The 18140-nt window shown below is 68.0% G+C and carries 17 protein-coding genes and 1 riboswitch; of the genes, 4 read left to right on the top strand and 13 right to left on the bottom strand.

What is annotated here, in order from left to right:
• Positions 1–13: 13 nt before the first annotated feature.
• The 9 genes from ACAM42_RS22260 to ACAM42_RS22220 form a co-directional block, all read right to left on the bottom strand.
• Entirely contained in the window at positions 14–715 is a 702-nt protein-coding gene (locus ACAM42_RS22260; protein ID WP_369629440.1) for a glutathione S-transferase family protein, read from the bottom strand.
• Positions 716–756: 41 nt separating this feature from the next.
• The gene (locus ACAM42_RS22255; protein ID WP_070061276.1) at positions 757–1269 is read right to left on the bottom strand and encodes a 6,7-dimethyl-8-ribityllumazine synthase; all 513 of its coding nucleotides are present in this window, start codon (positions 1267–1269) and stop codon (positions 757–759) included.
• Between the two features lie 112 nt (positions 1270–1381).
• A riboswitch (FMN riboswitch) is annotated at positions 1382–1540 on the bottom strand.
• A 97-nt stretch (positions 1541–1637) separates the two neighbouring features.
• Positions 1638–3818, bottom strand: a complete 2181-nt coding sequence (locus ACAM42_RS22250; RefSeq protein ID WP_369629439.1) for a TonB-dependent siderophore receptor — start codon at positions 3816–3818, stop codon at positions 1638–1640.
• Between the two features lie 314 nt (positions 3819–4132).
• A complete protein-coding gene (locus tag ACAM42_RS22245) occupies positions 4133–5227 on the bottom strand; it encodes a crosslink repair DNA glycosylase YcaQ family protein (protein WP_369629438.1) in 1095 nt (364 codons plus the stop codon).
• A 48-nt stretch (positions 5228–5275) separates the two neighbouring features.
• Positions 5276–6154: a sugar phosphate isomerase/epimerase family protein gene (locus ACAM42_RS22240; protein WP_369629437.1), complete on the bottom strand. Its 879-nt coding sequence runs from the start codon at positions 6152–6154 to the stop codon at positions 5276–5278.
• A gap of 8 nt (positions 6155–6162) precedes the next feature.
• On the bottom strand, positions 6163–7350 hold the full coding sequence (locus ACAM42_RS22235; protein ID WP_369629436.1) for a dihydrodipicolinate synthase family protein: 1188 nt from the start codon (positions 7348–7350) through the stop codon (positions 6163–6165).
• A gap of 8 nt (positions 7351–7358) precedes the next feature.
• Positions 7359–8534, bottom strand: coding sequence for a Gfo/Idh/MocA family protein (locus ACAM42_RS22230; RefSeq protein ID WP_369629435.1), 1176 nt, complete (start codon positions 8532–8534; stop codon positions 7359–7361).
• Positions 8535–8663: 129 nt separating this feature from the next.
• Positions 8664–9647 (bottom strand): tripartite tricarboxylate transporter substrate binding protein, encoded by a 984-nt coding sequence (locus tag ACAM42_RS22225; RefSeq protein WP_070061271.1) that lies wholly within the window; start codon positions 9645–9647, stop codon positions 8664–8666.
• A 155-nt stretch (positions 9648–9802) separates the two neighbouring features.
• A complete protein-coding gene (locus tag ACAM42_RS22220; RefSeq protein ID WP_070061270.1) occupies positions 9803–10459 on the bottom strand; it encodes a TetR/AcrR family transcriptional regulator in 657 nt (218 codons plus the stop codon).
• A 95-nt stretch (positions 10460–10554) separates the two neighbouring features.
• Here ACAM42_RS22220 and ACAM42_RS22215 point away from each other — a divergent pair, with 95 nt between their 5' ends.
• Positions 10555–12279 carry a thiamine pyrophosphate-binding protein gene (locus ACAM42_RS22215; RefSeq protein ID WP_369629434.1) on the top strand — a complete coding sequence of 575 codons (1725 nt, stop codon included), beginning with the start codon at positions 10555–10557 and terminating at the stop codon, positions 12277–12279.
• Here the strand turns inward: ACAM42_RS22215 and ACAM42_RS22210 are convergent.
• On the bottom strand, positions 12245–12538 hold the full coding sequence (locus tag ACAM42_RS22210; protein ID WP_062473468.1) for a hypothetical protein: 294 nt from the start codon (positions 12536–12538) through the stop codon (positions 12245–12247). The two genes, ACAM42_RS22215 and ACAM42_RS22210, sit on opposite strands and share 35 nt — an antisense overlap.
• Positions 12539–12632: 94 nt before the next feature.
• On the opposite strand from ACAM42_RS22210, the gene ACAM42_RS22205 reads away from it, so the two are divergent.
• A complete protein-coding gene (locus ACAM42_RS22205; protein WP_369629433.1) occupies positions 12633–13412 on the top strand; it encodes a helix-turn-helix transcriptional regulator in 780 nt (259 codons plus the stop codon).
• Between the two features lie 40 nt (positions 13413–13452).
• Here ACAM42_RS22205 and ACAM42_RS22200 read toward each other — a convergent pair whose 3' ends face one another.
• Both ACAM42_RS22200 and ACAM42_RS22195 read right to left on the bottom strand, forming a co-directional pair.
• Entirely contained in the window at positions 13453–13902 is a 450-nt protein-coding gene (locus tag ACAM42_RS22200; protein ID WP_153283126.1) for an SWIB/MDM2 domain-containing protein, read from the bottom strand.
• A gap of 155 nt (positions 13903–14057) precedes the next feature.
• Positions 14058–14987 (bottom strand): DMT family transporter, encoded by a 930-nt coding sequence (locus tag ACAM42_RS22195; protein WP_307693380.1) that lies wholly within the window; start codon positions 14985–14987, stop codon positions 14058–14060.
• A 38-nt stretch (positions 14988–15025) separates the two neighbouring features.
• On the opposite strand from ACAM42_RS22195, the gene ACAM42_RS22190 reads away from it, so the two are divergent.
• Positions 15026–15415 (top strand): gamma-glutamylcyclotransferase, encoded by a 390-nt coding sequence (locus ACAM42_RS22190; protein WP_369629432.1) that lies wholly within the window; start codon positions 15026–15028, stop codon positions 15413–15415.
• A 233-nt stretch (positions 15416–15648) separates the two neighbouring features.
• Positions 15649–16980 carry an isocitrate lyase gene (gene aceA / locus ACAM42_RS22185; protein WP_056579731.1) on the top strand — a complete coding sequence of 444 codons (1332 nt, stop codon included), beginning with the start codon at positions 15649–15651 and terminating at the stop codon, positions 16978–16980.
• A gap of 100 nt (positions 16981–17080) precedes the next feature.
• On the opposite strand, the gene ACAM42_RS22180 is transcribed toward aceA, so the two are convergent.
• Entirely contained in the window at positions 17081–18049 is a 969-nt protein-coding gene (locus ACAM42_RS22180; RefSeq protein ID WP_369629431.1) for a GlxA family transcriptional regulator, read from the bottom strand.
• Positions 18050–18140: the final 91 nt, after the last annotated feature.

The raw sequence follows: 18140 nt of genomic DNA, 5'->3' as shown, positions 1-18140 counted from the left end.
AGACGAACGGGCCTCAGCTTGTCTCTTCGTCCGCATCCATCGAGAACGGAAAGCGTGCCGCCCAGAACGCCGCCAGCCGTGGGTCGGCGTCCACGCGCCGCACCACGCGCGCCATGCGCGGCGCCACGCGGTAGAAGCGCCGGCGGGTCGGCGTCCAGCGCGACACCACAGTCACGTACAGGTCGAGCATGCTGAGCGTGTCGCCGAGCAGGTAGGGCGCGGGTTCGTCGATCTGCGTGTCCATGAGGTGCCAGCAGTGCGCGATGCGCGCGGCCGTGCGTTCGAGCACCACGGCCTGCGCGGCGGCGTCGGCCGCGAGGCGCGACGGCTCGTCGCGCACCCAGAACATCGAATAGATCGAGGCCGGCAGGTAGACCATCCATCGCAGGTACTGCGCGCGGCGCGGATCGCCGGGCGCGGGGCAAAGCCCGGCCTCGGGATAGCGGTCGCCCAGCCAGATGAGGATGGCCGCGCTCTCGGTCATGACTTCGCCCGAAGGCAGCACGAGCGCGGGCACCTGCTGCATCGGGTTGACGCCGGTCAGTCGCTCGCGCTCGGACTCGCCCTCCCAGGGGGCGATGTCGACCGTGTCGACCTGCGCGCCGATCAGCGTCAGCGCGGCATGGATGGGCGTGGCGCCCGAGCCGGGCGCCCCATAGAGGGTGTAGCGGTCGGCGGCTGCTGCTGCGACCGCCGGGGCGGATGGAGAGGCCATCCGCGCAGGTTACTGCACGCTTGCGCCTCTTGCCAACCCGCTCAGGCGGCCAGCAGGGCGTCGACCTTGTCCAGCGCCTCGAGCGTCTTGAAGCAGGCCTCGGCCACTTCGGTGCCCTTGATTGCGAAGTGGCGGTGGAAGTACTTGCGGTGCTCCACGTGCTCGTGGAAGTGGTGCGGCGTGAGCACGGCCGAGAAGATCGGCACGTCGGTCTCCAGCTGCAGCGACATCAGCGTGCTGACGACGGTGTTGGCGACGAACTCGTGGCGGTAGATGCCGCCGTCCACCACCAGCGCGCAGCCGATGATGGCCGCGTACTTGCCCGAGTTGGCCAGGCGCTTGGCGTGCAGCGGAATCTCGAAGGCGCCAGGCACATCGAAGATGTCGATGAGTTCGCGCGCCACGCCGAGCCGCGCCATCTCTTCGAGAAAAGCGTCGCGTGCCTGGTGGACGATGTCGGAATGCCATTGCGCCTCGACGAATGCGATGCGCTGGCCGCGCGGCGAACCCGACGCGGTGACGGCAGAAAGGGGAAGGTCGTTGATCTGACTCATGGTGTGCCTCTTGAAAGCAGGTTTCCTGAATCAGGGCGCACGAAACCACAGGCCCGCTCGCGCGCCGGTTTGCCAAAAGAAGCAAAGCAAGGCGCGCGGGCATGCCCGCATTTCGCGCTCTCTTTCATCCGGACTGTGACCGTCGGCTTCGGAATCGCACCGAAATCTGCTGACCCTCGAACCTGTGGCAGGTCCGAGGCGCTCGCGGGCTTGTGCAACTTTCGTTGCCATCACCGCCGGTGGGGAATTGCACCCCGCCCTGAGAACGCTTGCCGTCCGGCGAACCGGACGACGGCGCGATTCTAGAAGCACGCCGCCGGGCCGGTTGTCGCCCGCGCGCCAGACCTTCGAGCGCGCGGGGATTTGCTTCAGAAGCGGTACGTCGCGCTCGCGGTCAGGGTACGGCGCTGGCCGTAGAAGCAGTCGCCGCGTGCCAGGCAGGTGGTGATCTGCACCTTGTCGGTCAGGTTGGCCACATTGAGCGCCAGGCGCAGCGGGCCGTTGTCCCACGCGAACATCGCGTCGAACAGCGTGACCGCGGGCGCGGGGGTGCTGTCCATGCCGTCGTACGACTTGCCCAGGTAGCGCACGCCGCCGCCGGCCGAGAAGCCGTGCAGGCCGCCGATCGAGAAGCGCTTGGTCACCCAGGCAGAGGCCGTGTGCTTGGGCACGCCCGAGATGCGCTTGCCCAGGTCGGCGCCGTTGCTCTTCGACACGCGCGCGTCGGTGTAGGCGTACGAGGCGATCCAGTCCCAGTCGCGCGCGATGCTGCCCTTGTACTCGAGCTCCAGGCCCTTCACGTGCACTTCGCCGAGCTGCACGCTGTTGAGCGGGTTGGTCGGGTCGGTGGTCTTGCGGTTGGTGTCGCGCAGGTCGTACACCGCCGCCATGAACGAGGTGCGCTGGCCCGCGGGCTCCCACTTCACGCCGGCTTCCCACTGCTTGCCGCGCTGGGGCTTGAAGGGGTTGTTCGACGTGTCGACGCCGCCCAGCGGCAGGAACGATTCGGCATAGCTCAGGTACGGCGCCCAGCCGCCGTCGGCCAGGTAGACCAGGCCGGCGCGCTTGGTGGTGGCCTTGTCGTCGGCCGCCGCGGCGGGGCGGCCTTCGGTGTCGGTGGTGGCCTTGTCGTGGCGCAGGCCCAGCAGGCCGATCCAGCGGCCGTACTTGACCTGGTCCTGCACGTACAGGCCCGCCTGCTTCTGCACCACCTCGGGTGCGCGCGTGAAGCTGGTGGGGGCCGTGTAGTTGCCGTACACCGGCGCGTACACGTCGAGCGCGCCCGCGCGGCCGCGGCCCGAGAGTTTGGAGGTGGTGTTGCGCTGGAAGTCGGCGCCCAGCAGCAGCGTGTGCTCGACCTCGCCGGTCTTGAAGTGCGCTTCGGCCTGGTTGTCGAGCAGCAGCATCTTGCCGCCGTTGATGTCGCTGCTCAGGTCGCGTTCGATGGTGCGCTGGTCGGCGTTGAACACCGGGCGTGCCGGACGGCCCGTGAGGCGGTTGGCCGTGAAGCTGGTGTACGAGGTGTTGTACCAGACCTTGCTCTCGGTCGAGCGCAGGTTCTGGCGCACCGTCCAGGTGTCGTTGAGGCGGTGGCTGAACAGGTAGCCCAGCGAGGTGCTGCGCGTGTCGAAGCGGTCGAAGCCCGGCTCGCCGGTGAAGGTCGAGGTCGGGATGCGGCCGTACAGCGAGGGCAGCAGCGTGCCCTGCCACGGGAAGAAGCCGATCAGCGAGCCGCTCTTGTCCTTCTGGTAGGACGCCTGCAGCGTGAGCGAGGTGTCGGCGTTCGGGCGCCAGGTGAGCGAGGGCGCGATCGCGATGCGGTCGTCCGACACGTGGTCGACCTGCGTGCCGCTGTCGCGGTTCACGGCCACGAGGCGGTACATCCACTTGCTCTCGGGATCGAGCGAGCCGGTGAAATCGGCGGCGATCTGCTTGCGCGCGTTGTTGCCCAGCTGCAGCTGCACCTCGCGCTGCGTCTCGGCCTGCGGACGCTTCGACACGAGGTTGAGCACGCCGCCGATGCCGCCCTGGCCGTACAGCACCGACGAAGGGCCGCGCAGCAGCTCCACGCGCTCCAGCATGTACGGGTCGGGCCGGCTGGCGTTGTAGGTGCCGTAGGTGCGTTGCAGGCCGTCGAGATACTGCACGGCGTCGCCGCCGCGGGCCTTGAACGAATCCACGCGGCTGTCGAAGTAGCTCGACACCACGCCGGCCGTGTAGTTGGTGGTCTCGCGCAGGGTGAGCGCGCCCTGGGCTTCGATCTGGTCGCGCGTGACGACCGAGATGGCCTGCGGCGTCTCGATCAGCGGCGTGTCGGTCTTGGTGGCGGTGCTGCCGCGCCTGGCGACGAAGCCCGTCACGGGGCCGGTGGCGGTCTCGCCGGCATCGCCCGAGACGGTGACGGTGGGCAGCGCCTGCCGCGTTTCGGCAGCGGCGGTTTCTTGCGCGTGGGCATGTGCGCTGGCGGCGAGCGCCGCGGCGGTGACCGCGAGCGAGGCATAGCCCCGCCGCGTGAGCGGCGTTCCGGGGCGGCGATTCTTGAGTGTCATGTGCAGCTTCTCCTGTGTCCTGCTTCGGACGTGTCTAGGGCGGGGGAGTGGCTGCGGCGCGGTCAGGCGCGCCATGGCTTCTCGGGTGCGATCGAAAAAAGCGGAAACGAACGAGCGCGTGCCGTGGCGCATTCCGAAAGGAAAGCGCATCCGGCTGGTGTTGTGTGTCTACGGCGTCGTGGGGGCAGTGGCCGGGGGCGATGACGGGGGGTGTCGTCGCTCGGGCTGCTGCGTCTTCGTTCCTTCGAAGACGGCTGGCGGGCTCGCGGCGGGCGCGGGCGGCTGGCTGAGGCGGGCGATTATAAAAGGCCGCGTCAGCGGCCCGCGAGGAACTGCGTCATGCGGTGCAGTTCTTCGTCGAGGCCCGTGCGGAAGGCCGCGCCGTGCGGCTTCTTCGCGTCGGCGTAGCCGAAGGTGGGCTGCAAGCGGCCCTCAGGGGCACTCACGTTGGCCCAGCCGATCACGCGGTCGTGCCACAGCATCGGCAGCGCGTAGTAGCCGAACTGCCGTTTCGGCGCGGGCGTGTAGGCCTCGAACTTGTACGTCCAGCCCCACAGCAGCTCGAAGCGGCGGCGGTCCCACACCACCGGGTCGAAGGGCGCGAGCAGCCGCACCGCATCGTCGGGCGCATGACGGCGCGAGACGGGGTTCTCGTCGGCGGGCCAGTACCACGTCGTGCCGTCGATGCGGCAACTGGCCAGCTCCTCGCGCGCCAGCCGCAGCGCCGCCTGCGTCTGCGCAGCCAGGTGCGGCGCGCCATAGCCGAGCAGGCGAACGAGGTAGGTCAGGCTCGTGGCCGGCAGCGGCGCGTACTTGCGCACCACCAGTTCGATGAGCGCCGCCGCACGCTGCGCGCGCCCGGCGGGGCTGTCGTCGGCGGGCGGATGGCTCACCGCTTCATAGACCCGCGTGCCGCTGTCGCGCCGCACCACGCGCAGCAGGCCGCGGTAGTGCATGCCGTCGAGCAGGTGCGTGGTGGCGTTGCTGGAGCCGCCCCAGTAGTTCTGGATGCGGCCATGCGCGAAGTGCTGCTCGACCTGGCGCGGATGCACCGGGCCGTGCTCGCGCACATAGGCCAGCACGTCGGCGGCCTTGCGGCGCGTGTCGGCGTCCCAGGCTTTCCTGGCCTCGCGCGGATGCATCAGCGCCAGGTGCTCACGCGGCAGGAAGCCGTAGTTGACGAGGCAGTCTTCCTCGATCGCGAGCCGCGCGTAGCGGCTTTCGAGATCGCCTGCGCGGTAGTCCTTCACGCGGTGGCGCAGCGTGAGGTCTTGCGCACGCGCCGGCGCACGGATCGGGTCGGCCTGCACGAAGCCGAGCTTGCGGATGGCGGCGAGCAGCGTCGTCGGCGTGAAGAGGGTGCGCGCGACGGCGTAGCGGCGCAGGTCGTCGAGGGTGGGGTCAGCCATGGGGCGAATTGCAGCACAAGCGGCTGCCTTTCGCTTCGGCCGGATCGATCAGACCGCGCTGCGGTGTCGTTCGATGCAGACGTCGAGCGTCTCGGCGCCGGGGCGCTGCCACCAGTCGAGGTTCGAGAAGATCTCGACCTCGCTGAAACCCGCGAAGCCAGCATCCTCGACCCAGCCGCGAATCTTCTTCAGCTCGACCACGCCGTCGCCCATCATCCCGCGATCGGAGAGCAGGTCGCGCGTCGGCGTGAGCCAGTCGCAGACGTGGTACGCCAGCAGCCGTTCGCGGCCGGCGCGGGCGATCTGCTGTTGCAGCTTCGGGTCCCACCACACGTGGTAGATGTCGAGCGCAACGCCGAGCATGCCGGTCTTGCCCGCATCGAGTTCGTCGCACAGGTCGAGCGCGTGCTCGAGCGTGTTGATGCAGGCGCGGTCGGCCGCCTGCATCGGGTGCAGGGGCTCGATGGCCAGCGGCATGCCGACCTCGCGCGCGTAGTCGAGCGAGGCGGCGATGCCGTCGCGCACTTCGCTGCGCGCGCGGGCGATGTCCTTGTATGCGGCCTTGCCGTCGAGCGCGCCAGGCAGGGCGCCGACGACCAGCACGAGGCAGGGCGCATCGAGCGTCTTGGCCTCGTCGATGGCGCGGCGGTTGTCGTCGAGCGCGGCCTTCAGGCCGGCCGCGTCGGGCGCGGGAAAGAAGCCGCCCCGGCAGTAGCCCGAGAGGCCGATGCCGTGCGCCTTCAACTGCTTGGCCACCTTGTTGAGCCCGACGGCCGCGACCTGGTCGCGCCATGGGCTGATGGCGCGGATGCCGCGTTCGGCGCACTGGTCGATGAGGCGGTCCAGCGGCACCTCGGCGCCCGACTGCTTGCGGATGGTCGCCGTGTTGATCGACAGCCAGTCGTGGTTCTGCGAAAAGTCGCGCATGGTCGCCATCAACCTTCCACGCCGTGCAGCGCCAGCAGCGTCTTCATGCGCCGCACCGCGAGCTCCGGTTGCTCCAGCAGGTTGGCCGCATCCGCGAGACGGAAGAGTTCAGCGAAGTGCTGCAGCGAACGCGTGCTCTGCTGCCCGCCCACCATCGTGAAGTGCTTCTGGTGGCCGTTGAGCCAGGCCATGAACACCACGCCCGTCTTGTAGAAGCGCGTGGGCGCCGCGAAGATGTGGCGCGACAGCGGCACCGTGGGGCCGAGGATCGCGTGGAACTTCTCGCTGTTGCCCTGGGCCAGTGCGCCCAGCGCGGCACTCGCGGCGGGCGCGATGGCGTCGAAGATGCCCAGCAGGGCATCGCTCTTGCCGTGCGTCGGCTCGCTGCCGAAGCCGTCGCCGGCGATCAGTTCGGCGTAGTTGAAGTCGTCGCCTGTGTACATGCGCACGCCCTTGGGCAGGCGGCGGCGCATCGCGATTTCCTTGTCCTTGTCGAGCAGCGAAATCTTGATGCCATCGACCTTGTCTGGATGCGCCGCGATGATGCCCACGGCGGTGTCCATCGCCGCATCGACATCCTTGGTGCCCCAGTAGCCCGCGAGCGCCGGGTCGAACATGTCGCCCAGCCAGTGCAGCACCACGGGTTGCTTGGCCTGGCTCAGGATGCGGTCGTACACGCGCTCGTAGTCGGCGGGGCTCTTGGCCACGCGGGCCAGTGCGCGGCTTGCCATCACGATCAGCTTGCCGCCGAGCGCCTCGATGGCGGCCATCTGCTCCTCGTAGCCGCGGATCACGTCGTCGACGCTCTTCACGTCGTCGATGTTCAGGTGGTCGGTGCCGCAGCCCGAGGCGACGAGCGCGCCGGGCACGTCCTTCGCGGCGTCGAGCGAGCGGCGGATCAGTTCGAGCGACGTGGGCCAGTCGAGGCCCATGCCCCGCTGCGCGGTGTCCATCGCCTCGGCCACGCCCAGGCCCAGCGAGAACAGGTGGCGGCGGTAGGCGATGGTGGTGTCCCAGTCGACCGCGCATTGCAGCCACGGGTCGATGGCGGCGAGCGGGTCGGCCACGACGTGCGCGGCCGAGTAGGCGATGCGGTTGAACTTCACGCCCGCGTCGGGCTTCACCGGCGCGGTGCCGCGCAGGGCGTAGGGCGCGAGCGCGCCGCTCGCGGTGGGGAGGGTCAGCGACAGTTCCATGGCTTTTTTCAGACCTTCAGCGTGGGCACGTCGATCCAGCGACGCTCCTGCCAGGACGCGAGCGCGGCCTCGACCAGCTGCACGCCCTTGGCGCCTTCGGGCAGCGTCCACTTGTAGGGCGCGTCTTCCACCACGTGGCGAATGAAGTGTTCCCACTGGATCTTGAAGCCGTTGTCGTAGACCTGCGAGTCCGGAATTTCCTGCCACTGGTCGAAGAAGTTCATCGTCTGCTTCTCGTCGGGGTTCCACACCGGGCGCGGCGTGGCCACGCGCGACTGGGCGCGGCAGCTCGACAGGCCGGCCACGGCCGAGCCGTCGGTGCCGTCGACGTGGAAGGTCACGAGGTCGTCGCGGCGCACGCGCGTGGCCCAGCTCATGTTGAGCTGCGCGATCACCGGCTCGCCGTTGTGGCCCGTGAGTTCGCAGGTGGCGTAGGCCGCGTCATCGGCGGTGGCCTCGTAGGGCTTGCCGGCTTCGTCCCAGCGCGTGGGGATGTGCGTGGCGCCGATGCACGACACCGACTTCACCTCGCCGAACAGGTTGTCCAGCACGTAGCGCCAGTGGCACATCATGTCCAGGATCATGCCGCCGCCGTCTTCCTTGCGGTAGTTCCAGCTCGGGCGCTGGATGGGCTGCAGGTCGCCCTCGAACACCCAGTAGCCGAACTCCAGGCGCACGCTGAGCATGCGGCCGAAAAAGCCCGCGCGGCGCAGCATGTCGAGCTTGCGCAGGCCGGGCAGGAAGAGCTTGTCCTGCACCGCGCCGTGCTTCAGGCCCGTGGCCTTGCCGGCTTCGTCGGCCAGGCGGGCGATCTCGACGGCTTCGTTGAGGTTGGTGGCGATCGGCTTCTCGCAGTACACGTGCTTGCCGGCGCGGATGGCCTTGGCCAGCAGCGTGGGGCGCATCTGCGTGGTGCCGGCGTCGAAGAAGACGGTGTCGTCCTTGTTCGCGAGCGCCTGGTCGAGGTCGGTGCCCCAGCGCGGGATGTTGTGGGCCTTGGCGAGCGCTTCCATTTTCTCGGCGTTGCGGCCGATGAGAATCGGGTCGGGCATGACCTTGTCGCCGTTGGACAGCGTCACGCCGCCCTGGGCGCGGATGGCGCAGATGGAGCGGATCAGGTGCTGGTTCATGCCCATGCGTCCGGTGACGCCGTGCATGATGATTCCGAGACGTTGGGTGGCCATCGTGGGTTCCTTGGGGAGATGCAGGGGAAAAAAGAAAGGGTCTTCGATCGGCGTGGCGCGTGGCAACGCCGGGGCAGGCCGGGCTGCCCCGCGTGCACGACGCGGCGCGAGACCTCGGTGTGTCTGCTGTTACTGCTGGACCGCGAGGCCGGCGGCCTTCACGAGCTGCGCGTTGCTGGTGATCTCGTCCTTGATGTAGGCGTCGAACTGCTCGGGCTTGAGCGTCCAGGCGTCGGCGCCCAGCTTGAGAAAACGCTCCTTCACCTCGGGCGTGGCCAGGGCCTTGACCACTTCGTCGTGCAGGCGGTTGACGACGTCGCGCGGCGTCTTGGCGGGCGCCATCATGCCGATCCAGAAGTTGAACTCGGAGCCGGGCACGCCGGCCTCGGTGGTGGTGGGCACGTCGGGCAGGGCGGCGGCGCGCTTGGGCGAGCCCACGGCCAGCGCGAGCAGCTGGCCTTCCTTGATCTGGCCGATGACGGGCGCGATGGGCGAGAAGTAGTAGTCGACGCGGCCCGACAGCACTTCGGTGACGGCCTCGCCCGATCCCTTGAACGGGATGTTGGTGGCGTCGATCTTCGCTGCCATCTTGAATTTTTCGGCGTTCAGGTGCGTGGCGCTGCCCTGGCCGGCCGAGGCGAAGTTCATGCTGCCGGGCTTGGCGCGCGCGGCGGCCAGCAGCTGCGGCAGGGTCTTGATGTTCTTGCTGGGCGAGATGACCAGCGCGTTGGGCAGCGACGAGATCGGCGTGACGCCCGCGAAGTCGTGCACCGTGTCGAAGGGCAGCTTGGCGAAGGTCGACGGGCTCACCGTGTGCGACGACGAATGGATCATCACCGTGTACCCGTCGGGCGCGGCCGTGGCCACCGCCTGCTGGCCGATGGTGCCGCTGGCGCCGCCGCGGTTCTCGATGATCAGTGCCTGGCCCATGCTGGTGCCCATCTTGTCGGCGATGGCGCGGGCAATGATGTCCGTCGTGCTGCCGGCGGCGAACGGAACGATCACGCGGATCGGCTTGGTGGGGTAGCCGTTCTGCGCGGTCGCCAGGCCTGGCAGCAGGGCGGCCAGGCAGGTCAGCGAGGCCAGGAGGGTGGTGCGTGCAAGTTGCTTCAAGGTTGTCTCCGCGCGGTCGGGCCGCAGTTCTTGAGTCATCAATTCACCATTGAGTGAATTAGTGAATTGTAGGAACGGCTGCGCCGCAGCGTCAACCGACGCTGCTTGGTGGAAACCCGGAGGCGTGGAAAAGGGCGCCTGCAGCGCCCGAAGGCTCAGTGCAGGACGTAGCCCAGCACGAGGTCGGTCATGTGCGAGAGGCGTTGCGCCATCGCCTTGGGGGCACGCAGGTCACGCCCGAAGATGGCCGACAGCGTGTGGTTGTTCGAGAGGTAGAAGTAGCACAGCGAGGCGATCGAGATGTACAGCTGCACGGGGTCGACGCCGGCGCGAAAGAGGTTGTCTTTCTTGCCGCGCTCCAGCACGGTGTCGAGCAGCTGCACCAGCGGCGAGTTCATCTCCTGGATGCGCTCGGAGCGCTTCAGGTGCGCCGCGCCGTGCAGGTTCTCGCTGTTGAGCAGCGTGATGAACTCGGGATGCTCCAGGTAGTAGTGCCAGGTGAAGGACACCAGCTGGCGGATCGCCTCGACGGGCTCGATCTCGTCCAGGTGCAGGCGCTGCTCGGCGGCGCGGATGTCGGCGTACACGCGCTCCAGCACGGCCAGGAACAGGTCGTCCTTGCTGCCGAAGTAGTAGTAGATGAGGCGCTTGTTCAGGCCCGCGCGCTCGGCGATGCTGTCCATGCGCGCACCGGCCAGTCCGCGTGCGGCGAACTCGTCGCGCGCCGAGGCGAGGATGGCCAGTTGCGAGCGGTCGGCGTCGCGCGAGCGCGGCTCGAGCGTTTCGGGCAAAGAGTCCTTGGGGGCCTTCATGACGCGAATTTAACCAATTGGTGAATTAAGACAAGGCGTGGAAGGCAGGCACACATAATCGCCGGAGACATTTGCAACTGAGGTTCGAACTTTCCATGAGTACATCACAACCCGCGGGCCACCTGATCGTCGAGTGCCTGGTCGAACAAGGCATGCAACTCGCCTTCGGCGTGCCGGGCGAGAGCTTCCTGGCGGTGCTCGACGGCTTCCATGCCTACCGCGATCGCGCACGCTTCGTGGTGAACCGGCAGGAGGGCGGCGCGGCCTTCATGGCCGAGGCGCACGGCAAGCTCACGGGGCGCCCGGGCGTGTGCTTCGTGACGCGTGGGCCGGGCGCGACCAATGCCTCGATCGGCGTGCACAACGCGTTCCAGGATTCGACGCCGATGGTGCTGTTCGTGGGCGACGTCGGCAGCGACTTCCGCGACCGCGAGGCCTTCCAGGAAGTGGACTACGCCAGCTTCTTCGGGCCGAGCACCAAGGGTTTCGCCAAGCGCGTGGAGCGCATCGATGACGCCGACCGCATTCCCGAGTACATCGCGCGCGCCTTCGCCACCGCGATGAACGGCCGGCCGGGCCCGGTCGTGCTGGTGCTGCCCGAGGACATGCTGCGCACCGAGACGGCGGCGCGGCCGCTGGCGCGCGTGGAGGCGGTCCAGCCGTGGAGCGACCCGGGCGCGCTGCGCACGTTGCGCGAGTTGCTGCTGAAGTCGCAGCGCCCGCTGCTGATCGCCGGCGGCGGCGGCTGGACGCCGCAGGCCGCGCAGGCGCTGCAGCGCTTCGCCGAGAACTGGCGCCTGCCGGTGGCAAACGCCTTCCGCTTCCAGGACACCTTCGACAACCACCACCCGCAGTACGCGGGCGACGTCGGCATCGCCATCAACCCGAAGCTCGCGCAGCACGTGAAGGACGCCGACCTGGTCCTGGCCATCGGCCCGCGCCTGGGCGAGATGACGACCGGCGGCTACACGCTGCTCGAAGCGCCGAAGGCCAAGCAGACGCTGGTGCACATCCATGCGAGCGCCGAGGAACTGAACCGCGTCTACCAGGCCGACCTGGCGATCAACGCCGGCATGAGCGCCGCGGCGCGCAGCCTCGAGGTGCTGAGCGCGCCGCCCTCGCTGCCGTGGGAAGCCTGGACGCAGCAGCTGCACGCCGACTACGAAGCCTGGCTGCAGCCGCAGGCGCTCGCCGGCATGCCGGCCGAGACGCCGCGTGGTTCGGTCGACATGGCCGCCGTGGTGGCACTGCTGCAGAAGCACCTGCCGGCCGATGCGGCCATCACCAACGGCGCTGGCAACTTCGCGAGCTGGGTGCATCGCTACTTCCGCTACCACGGCCTGGCCAAGGGCGCCAAGACGCAGCTGGCACCCACCAGCGGGGCGATGGGCTACGGCGTGCCGGCGGGCATTGCCGCGAGCATCGCCACCGGGCGCGTGGCCTTCACCATCGCGGGCGACGGCGACTTCCTGATGAACGGGCAGGAGCTGGCCACGGCCTCGCAGCACGGCGGCAAGAGCATCGTCGTGCTGCTCAACAACGGCATGTTCGGCACGATCCGCATGCACCAGGAGCGCGAGTACCCCGAGCGCACCAGCGGCACCGCGCTGCGCAACCCGGACTTCTGCGGGCTGGCACGCGCCTATGGCTACGCGGCCGAGCGCGTCACCGAGACGGCGCAGTTCGAGGCCGCGCTGCTGCGCGCGCTGGCGGCCGACACGGGCACGCTGATCGAGATCCCGCTCGACCCCGAGGTGATCACCACGCGCGGCACGCTGGCGTCGATCACGCGCGCGGCGAAGCAGCAGGCGCAGGGCTGAGCGTCACGCGATGGCGGGCCACCTCGTCGCGCAGCGCGGGCGAGCGCAGTTCGAAGACGTCGAACAGGCCGAGCGCGTCGAGCGTGGGAATCAGCGCCGCGAGGTCGTCGCGGGCGACGCGGCGTTCGTCGGCCGTGGCGTTCGGGTCCTCGAGCACGCGCGCATTGGCGAGGAAGGCGCCGACCGAGCCCTTGCGCACGGTGTGGCCGTCGATGACGGTGAAGTCCTGTCCGTCGGGAATGATGTCTTGCGCTTTCATGGCGGTTCCTTGGTGGAGATGCGTCCAATGCTAGGCAGCAGGGCGGTGCCCGGCTTGCGGCGCGGGGCCAATCGATACCGCCCGCGGGCCAGCCATGGCGGTTGAGTCGCCCGCGACGCTCTGGCGCTACGCGCACGAAGCACCGCGCGTCACGGGCTATCACGCGCACGAGACTGGTCAGCTGTTCGCGCTGCGTGAGGGCCTGCAGGTCATCGAGACGCCCGCAGGGCGCTGGGTGCAGCCGCCGGGATGGATTGGCTGGATCGCGCCGCGCTGTGCGCATGCCGCGCAGAGCTTCGGGGCCACGGCGGGATGGCACCTGCACATCGATGCGTCGGTGGCGCAGGCCTTGCCGGAGGGGCTGCATGTCTTTGCCGCCACGCCGCTGGTGCGGGAGCTGGTGACGCGGCTGATGTCGCTGGCGCCATCCGACGCACTGCTGGAGCCCCGCCGCGCGCGATTGGTGGGTGTGCTGGTCGACGAGTTGGCGGCCGGCGGGCGCGAGTCGCTGCACCTGCCCATGCCGCAGGACCCGCGGCTGGTGGCGATGGCGCGTGCGCTGGCAGACGATCCGTCACTGGCCGACGGCATCGACGACTGGGCCGATCGCATCGGCATGGCCCGTCGCACGCTCACGCGCCGCTTCGCCGCAGAGACCGGACTGAGCTTCACGCAATGGCGCCAGCAGGCGCGCCTGCTCAAGGGCGTCGAGCTGCTGAGCCTGCATGAGCCGGTGACGGCGGTGGCGCTGACGGTGGGCTACAGCTCGGTGAGTGCCTTCATCGAGGCCTTCCGCAAGCACTTCGGCTGCACGCCCGCGCGCTTCTTCGAGGCGGGCGAGGGCTTGCTGCAGGCGAAAAAAAAGCCCGCATGACGCGGGCTTTTTGACTCAGGAGCACGAGGCCCCCGAACGCTTACTTGACGTGCTTGCCAATCAGCGCAGCCAGTTCAAACATCGAAACCTGGGCCTTGCCGAAGATTTCCTTCAGCTTGGCGTCGGCGTTGATGTTGCGCTTGTTGGCCTTGTCTTGCAGGTTGTTCTTCTTGATGTAGTCCCACAGCTTGCTCACCACAGCGGTGCGCGGCAGAGGCGTCGAACCGACCACAGCGGCCAGTGCCGGGCTGGGGGTCAGGGCCTTCATGAACGCAGCGTTGGGGGTGCGCTTCTTGGCGGGAGCAGCCTTCTTTGCAGGAGCAGCCTTCTTCGCCGGTGCAGCCTTCTTTGCAGGAGCCGCAGCCTTCTTGGCGGGCGCCGCTGCCTTCTTGGCCGGAGCGGCCTTCTTTGCAGGAGCCGCAGCCTTCTTTGCGGGAGCGGCCTTCTTTGCCGGAGCTTTCTTGGCCGGAGCCTTCTTTGCAGTTGCCATGGTTGATTTCCTTTTTTGGTTGAACGTTCACCAATGAAAAACTTGCGTCTCCAGTGGCAATGCGGATGCTAAATGAGAAAAAACGCGTTTCCAAGGGAAAAAGCGCTTTTTTCATTGGGAGCTGTTGTTTTTTCAGAGGGGAGAAGGGACGTTGTTCACGTTCGTCGCCCCGGCCACGTCGCCAGCACCACGCCCACGAGGGCGATCGCGAACGCAAGCAGCTGCGGCGAAGTGAGGTTTTCCCCGAGCACGAGCACGCCCACGAGCGCCGCGCTGACGGGCAGCAAGACAGTGAAGACACCCGCTTGTGCCGCTGGTACGTGGCGAAGTCCGGTCATCCACAGCCACACGGTCCAGATGCTGGCGGCCAGCGCGTAGGCCACGAGCAGCGCCCAGGTGCCGAAGCGCACGGCGGTGAAGTCGAACTGCAGCGCGAACCAGATGCCGAAGGGCATCGACAGCACGAAGCCCCACAGGTTGATGAGCGAGGCGATGCGCTTGGGCCCCAGCTTGCCGGTGAGCGACTTGCCGATCACCGCGTAGGCGGCCTCGCAGAGCACCGCGCAGAACACGAGCAGGTTGCCCAGCCAGGGCATCGACGGCGCGCCGACCCCACTGCCGGTGGTGGCCGGTGCATGCGTCGGCGTGAAAGCGAGCAGGCCGATGCCGAGCGCGGCGCAGCCGATGGCCAGCCCGATGCGCGCCGTGATGCGCTCGCGCAGGAAGAGCCAGCTCGCCACCGCGACCACGGCGGGGATCGACGCCATGATCACGCCCGCCGACACGGCGCTCGTGAGGCTCACGCCGAACAGCATGCAGATCGAGAACAGGAAGTTGCCGAGGAAGGACTCCAGGAAGACGAGCCCGCGCGTGCGTGCGCTCATGGGCGGTTCGTCCGGCGTGGGCTGGAGCCAATGCGGCATGGCGAGCGCCGCGATGCCGAAGCGCAGCCAGGCCAGCAGCAGCACCGGGAAGGCTGCCACCAGCGGCTTGGAGAGGGCGACGTAGATGCCGACGAGCGACATGCTCAAGGCCAGGCAGCCGTAGGCCACGAGGCGGCCGGAGGTGGATGCGGCGGGGTTCAATAGACTGGGCGCTGGTTGTTGATCGGATGGATTCGATGATGCCCCACGTTCTTGTCTACGGCACGCTGCGGCGCGGCGGGCGCAACGACATCGCGCGCTACCGGCCGGCGCCGGTGTTCGTCGGCGAGGCCGTCATCGCGGGCACGCTGTACGACCTGGGTGCGTACCCGGGCGTGGTGCTCGGCGGGGCAGGGCGCGTGAAGGGCGAGGTCTACCGCATCACGCCGGAGGTCGAGCGCGAACTCGACCGGCTCGAGGAAGTGGCCGACGACGATTCGGGCGAGTACATCCGGCGCCGCGTGCGCGTGGCGGTGGGAACGCAATCGATCGACTGCCTGGTCTACGAGATCCATCCGACGCGCATCGCGGGCCGCCATGTGATCGACAGCGGCGACTGGATCGCGCATGCGGCGGGCGTCGCGGGATAGGCGCAGGTTTTCACAACCGAAAGAACGGTTTCGCATCGCGAAAATTCAAACTGCTGCGCCGCAATATTTTTTCTCGATATGAGAAAAATAATTTCTCATTGAGAAATATCTCCGTAAGTTGTTGATTTTGTTGGTTCAAAAATATGTCTTCTATAAGACATAAGAGTCCGCAATCGGATTACAGTAACCTCACGGCCGCAACGCCAACCTTCAATCAACCTCACGGAGTGACCATGCCCCAGACCCTGAACGAACAACTGAGCCGCGAACAGCAAATTGCCGCCCTCGAAAAGGACTGGGCCACCAACCCGCGCTGGAAGGGCGTGAAGCGCGGCTACAGCGCGGCCGACGTGGTTCGCCTGCGCGGTTCGCTCCCCATCGAGCACACGCTGGCCAAGCGCGGCGCTGAAAAGCTCTGGGCCAAGATCAACGGCGGTGCCAAGAAGGGCTACGTGAACGCCTTCGGCGCGATCTCTGCTGGCCAAGCCATGCAGCAAGCCAAGGCTGGCCTCGAAGCCGTGTACCTGTCGGGCTGGCAAGTCGCCGCCGACGGCAACACCTCGGAAACGATGTACCCCGACCAGTCGCTGTACGCCTACGACTCGGTGCCGACGATGGTCCGTCGCATCAACAACACCTTCAAGCGCGCCGACGAAATCCAGTGGGGCCGTGGCATCAACCCGGGCGACAAGGAATTCATCGACTACTTCCTGCCGATCGTCGCGGACGCTGAAGCCGGCTTCGGCGGCGTGCTGAACGCCTTCGAACTGATGAAGAACATGATCGCGTCGGGCGCTGCCGGCGTGCACTTCGAAGACCAGTTGGCCGCCGTCAAGAAGTGCGGCCACATGGGCGGCAAGGTGCTCGTGCCGACGCAGGAAGCCTGCGAGAAGCTGATCTCGGCGCGTTTCGCCGCCGACGTCATGGGCGTGTCGACCATCGTTCTGGCCCGCACCGATGCGGAAGCCGCGAACCTGATCACGTCCGACCACGACGCCAACGACAAGCCTTTCCTGACCGGCGAGCGCACGCAAGAAGGCTTCTACCGCGTCAAGAACGGCCTGGAGCAAGCCATCAGCCGCGGCGTCGCCTACGCACCGTACGCCGACCTGGTGTGGTGTGAAACCGGCGTGCCGGACATCGGCTTCGCCCGTGAATTCGCGCAAGCCGTGCACGCCGCCTGCCCCGGCAAGCTGCTGTCGTACAACTGCTCGCCGTCGTTCAACTGGAAGAAGAACCTGGACGACAAGCAGATCGCCTCGTTCCAGGAAGACCTGTCGGCGCTGGGCTACAAGTACCAGTTCATCACGCTGGCCGGCATCCACATCAACTGGTTCAACACCTTCCAGTTCGCCCACGCGTATGCCAACGGCGAAGGCATGAAGCACTACGTGAACATGGTGCAGGAACCCGAGTTCGCCGCACGCGACAAGGGCTACACCTTCGTGTCGCACCAGCAGGAAGTCGGCGCCGGCTACTTCGACGACGTGACCACCGTGATCCAGGGCGGCTCGTCCAGCGTGAAGGCGCTGACCGGTTCGACCGAAGAAGAGCAGTTCCACTGAGCTGCCTTCGCTGATCGCTGAGTGACGGCGCGTTGCGCTGTCGCCCCCAAAGCCCGGCCCCGTGCCGGGCTTTTTCGTGGGCGCTCGATGGGCGGGGGGCTCAGGCTTCGAGCCGCACCTCGCGCACGCCGCGCCCCAGCCGCTGGCGCAGCAGCGTGCGCAAGGTGACGCCGTCTGCGTAGCCGACCATGCCCGCGATCTGCTCGAGGCTCTTGTTGCTGGTCTTGAGCAGGTGCACGGCGCGTTCGACGCGCAGGTCCTGCACGTACGACAGCGGGCTCTTGCCCAGCACCTGCTGCATGCGCCGGGCCAGCGTGCGCTTGCTGGTGCCCGCGGCTTGCGCCGCTTCGTCGAGCGAGAAACCCTCGGCCAGCCGGCCGCGCGCCCAGCGTTCGAAGCGCTCCACCAGCGGGTCGGCGTGCGAGAGGTGGTCGGAGATCACGTAGGCCGACTGCGAGGGGCGCGAGTCCACGATCAGATAGCGCGCGACCAGCGCCGCGAGTTCGGGGCTGGCCTGGCGCACCAGCCACAGCGCCATGTCGACGTGGCTCAGCGCCGCGCCCGCCGTGACGAGCGGCCCCGAGCTGACCAGCATGCGCGAATCGTCGAGCAGCACCGCCGGGTAGCGCTGCCGGAAGAGGGTGGCCAGCCACCAGGTGGTGGTCGCCTTGTGGCCCGCGAGCACGCCGGCTTCCGCCAGCACGAAGGTGCCGATGCACGCGGCGGCGATGCAGCCGCCGTCTTCGGCGCGCGCGCGCAGCGCCGCGCAGGCATCGCGGACATCGGCGCGTTGCAAGGCGGGCTCCAGCGTCTCGGGCATCTTGCAGCCGAGCGCAGGGACGACGAGCCAGTCGGTGGCGGCGCCGGTGCCGGCCAGCGTGTGCGTCACCGGCACGGTGAAACCCTGGGCGGTGCGCACGCGCTTGCGGGTGCCCACGATGGTGACGTCGAAAGGCGCCACGTCGAGCTGCAGCATGGCGGCGAGTTCGTTCGCGGTGGTGAAGACGTCGAGCACCGTGGCCAGGCCGGAGTCGAACACGCCGTCGAGGGCGAGGACATCGAGTTTCATGGCAATAACGATACCAAAGATGTCAAAAAAGCCAATGGCCCAGAGGGCGGGGCTTGCCTAGAGTCCATGCCAGCGCTGCGCAATCCCGTGC

It is taken from the genome of Variovorax sp. V35 (assembly GCF_041154465.1).
GTDB classification, from domain to species: domain Bacteria; phylum Pseudomonadota; class Gammaproteobacteria; order Burkholderiales; family Burkholderiaceae_C; genus Variovorax; species Variovorax boronicumulans.
This window is presented reverse-complemented; position numbering and strand designations above follow the sequence as displayed.

Coding starts and splice junctions, on each gene's coding strand:
- ACAM42_RS22200 (WP_153283126.1), bottom strand. CDS start 13,902: ATGGCAACTGCAAAGAAGGCTCCGGCCAAGAAAGCTCCGGCAAAGAAG.
- ACAM42_RS22260 (WP_369629440.1), bottom strand. CDS start 715: ATGGCCTCTCCATCCGCCCCGGCGGTCGCAGCAGCAGCCGCCGACCGC.
- ACAM42_RS22180 (WP_369629431.1), bottom strand. CDS start 18,049: ATGAAACTCGATGTCCTCGCCCTCGACGGCGTGTTCGACTCCGGCCTG.
- ACAM42_RS22250 (WP_369629439.1), bottom strand. CDS start 3,818: ATGACACTCAAGAATCGCCGCCCCGGAACGCCGCTCACGCGGCGGGGC.
- ACAM42_RS22190 (WP_369629432.1), top strand. CDS start 15,026: ATGCCCCACGTTCTTGTCTACGGCACGCTGCGGCGCGGCGGGCGCAAC.
- ACAM42_RS22255 (WP_070061276.1), bottom strand. CDS start 1,269: ATGAGTCAGATCAACGACCTTCCCCTTTCTGCCGTCACCGCGTCGGGT.
- ACAM42_RS22245 (WP_369629438.1), bottom strand. CDS start 5,227: ATGGCTGACCCCACCCTCGACGACCTGCGCCGCTACGCCGTCGCGCGC.
- ACAM42_RS22205 (WP_369629433.1), top strand. CDS start 12,633: ATGGCGGTTGAGTCGCCCGCGACGCTCTGGCGCTACGCGCACGAAGCA.
- aceA (WP_056579731.1), top strand. CDS start 15,649: ATGCCCCAGACCCTGAACGAACAACTGAGCCGCGAACAGCAAATTGCC.
- ACAM42_RS22240 (WP_369629437.1), bottom strand. CDS start 6,154: ATGCGCGACTTTTCGCAGAACCACGACTGGCTGTCGATCAACACGGCG.
- ACAM42_RS22220 (WP_070061270.1), bottom strand. CDS start 10,459: ATGAAGGCCCCCAAGGACTCTTTGCCCGAAACGCTCGAGCCGCGCTCG.
- ACAM42_RS22230 (WP_369629435.1), bottom strand. CDS start 8,534: ATGGCCACCCAACGTCTCGGAATCATCATGCACGGCGTCACCGGACGC.
- ACAM42_RS22215 (WP_369629434.1), top strand. CDS start 10,555: ATGAGTACATCACAACCCGCGGGCCACCTGATCGTCGAGTGCCTGGTC.
- ACAM42_RS22235 (WP_369629436.1), bottom strand. CDS start 7,350: ATGGAACTGTCGCTGACCCTCCCCACCGCGAGCGGCGCGCTCGCGCCC.
- ACAM42_RS22210 (WP_062473468.1), bottom strand. CDS start 12,538: ATGAAAGCGCAAGACATCATTCCCGACGGACAGGACTTCACCGTCATC.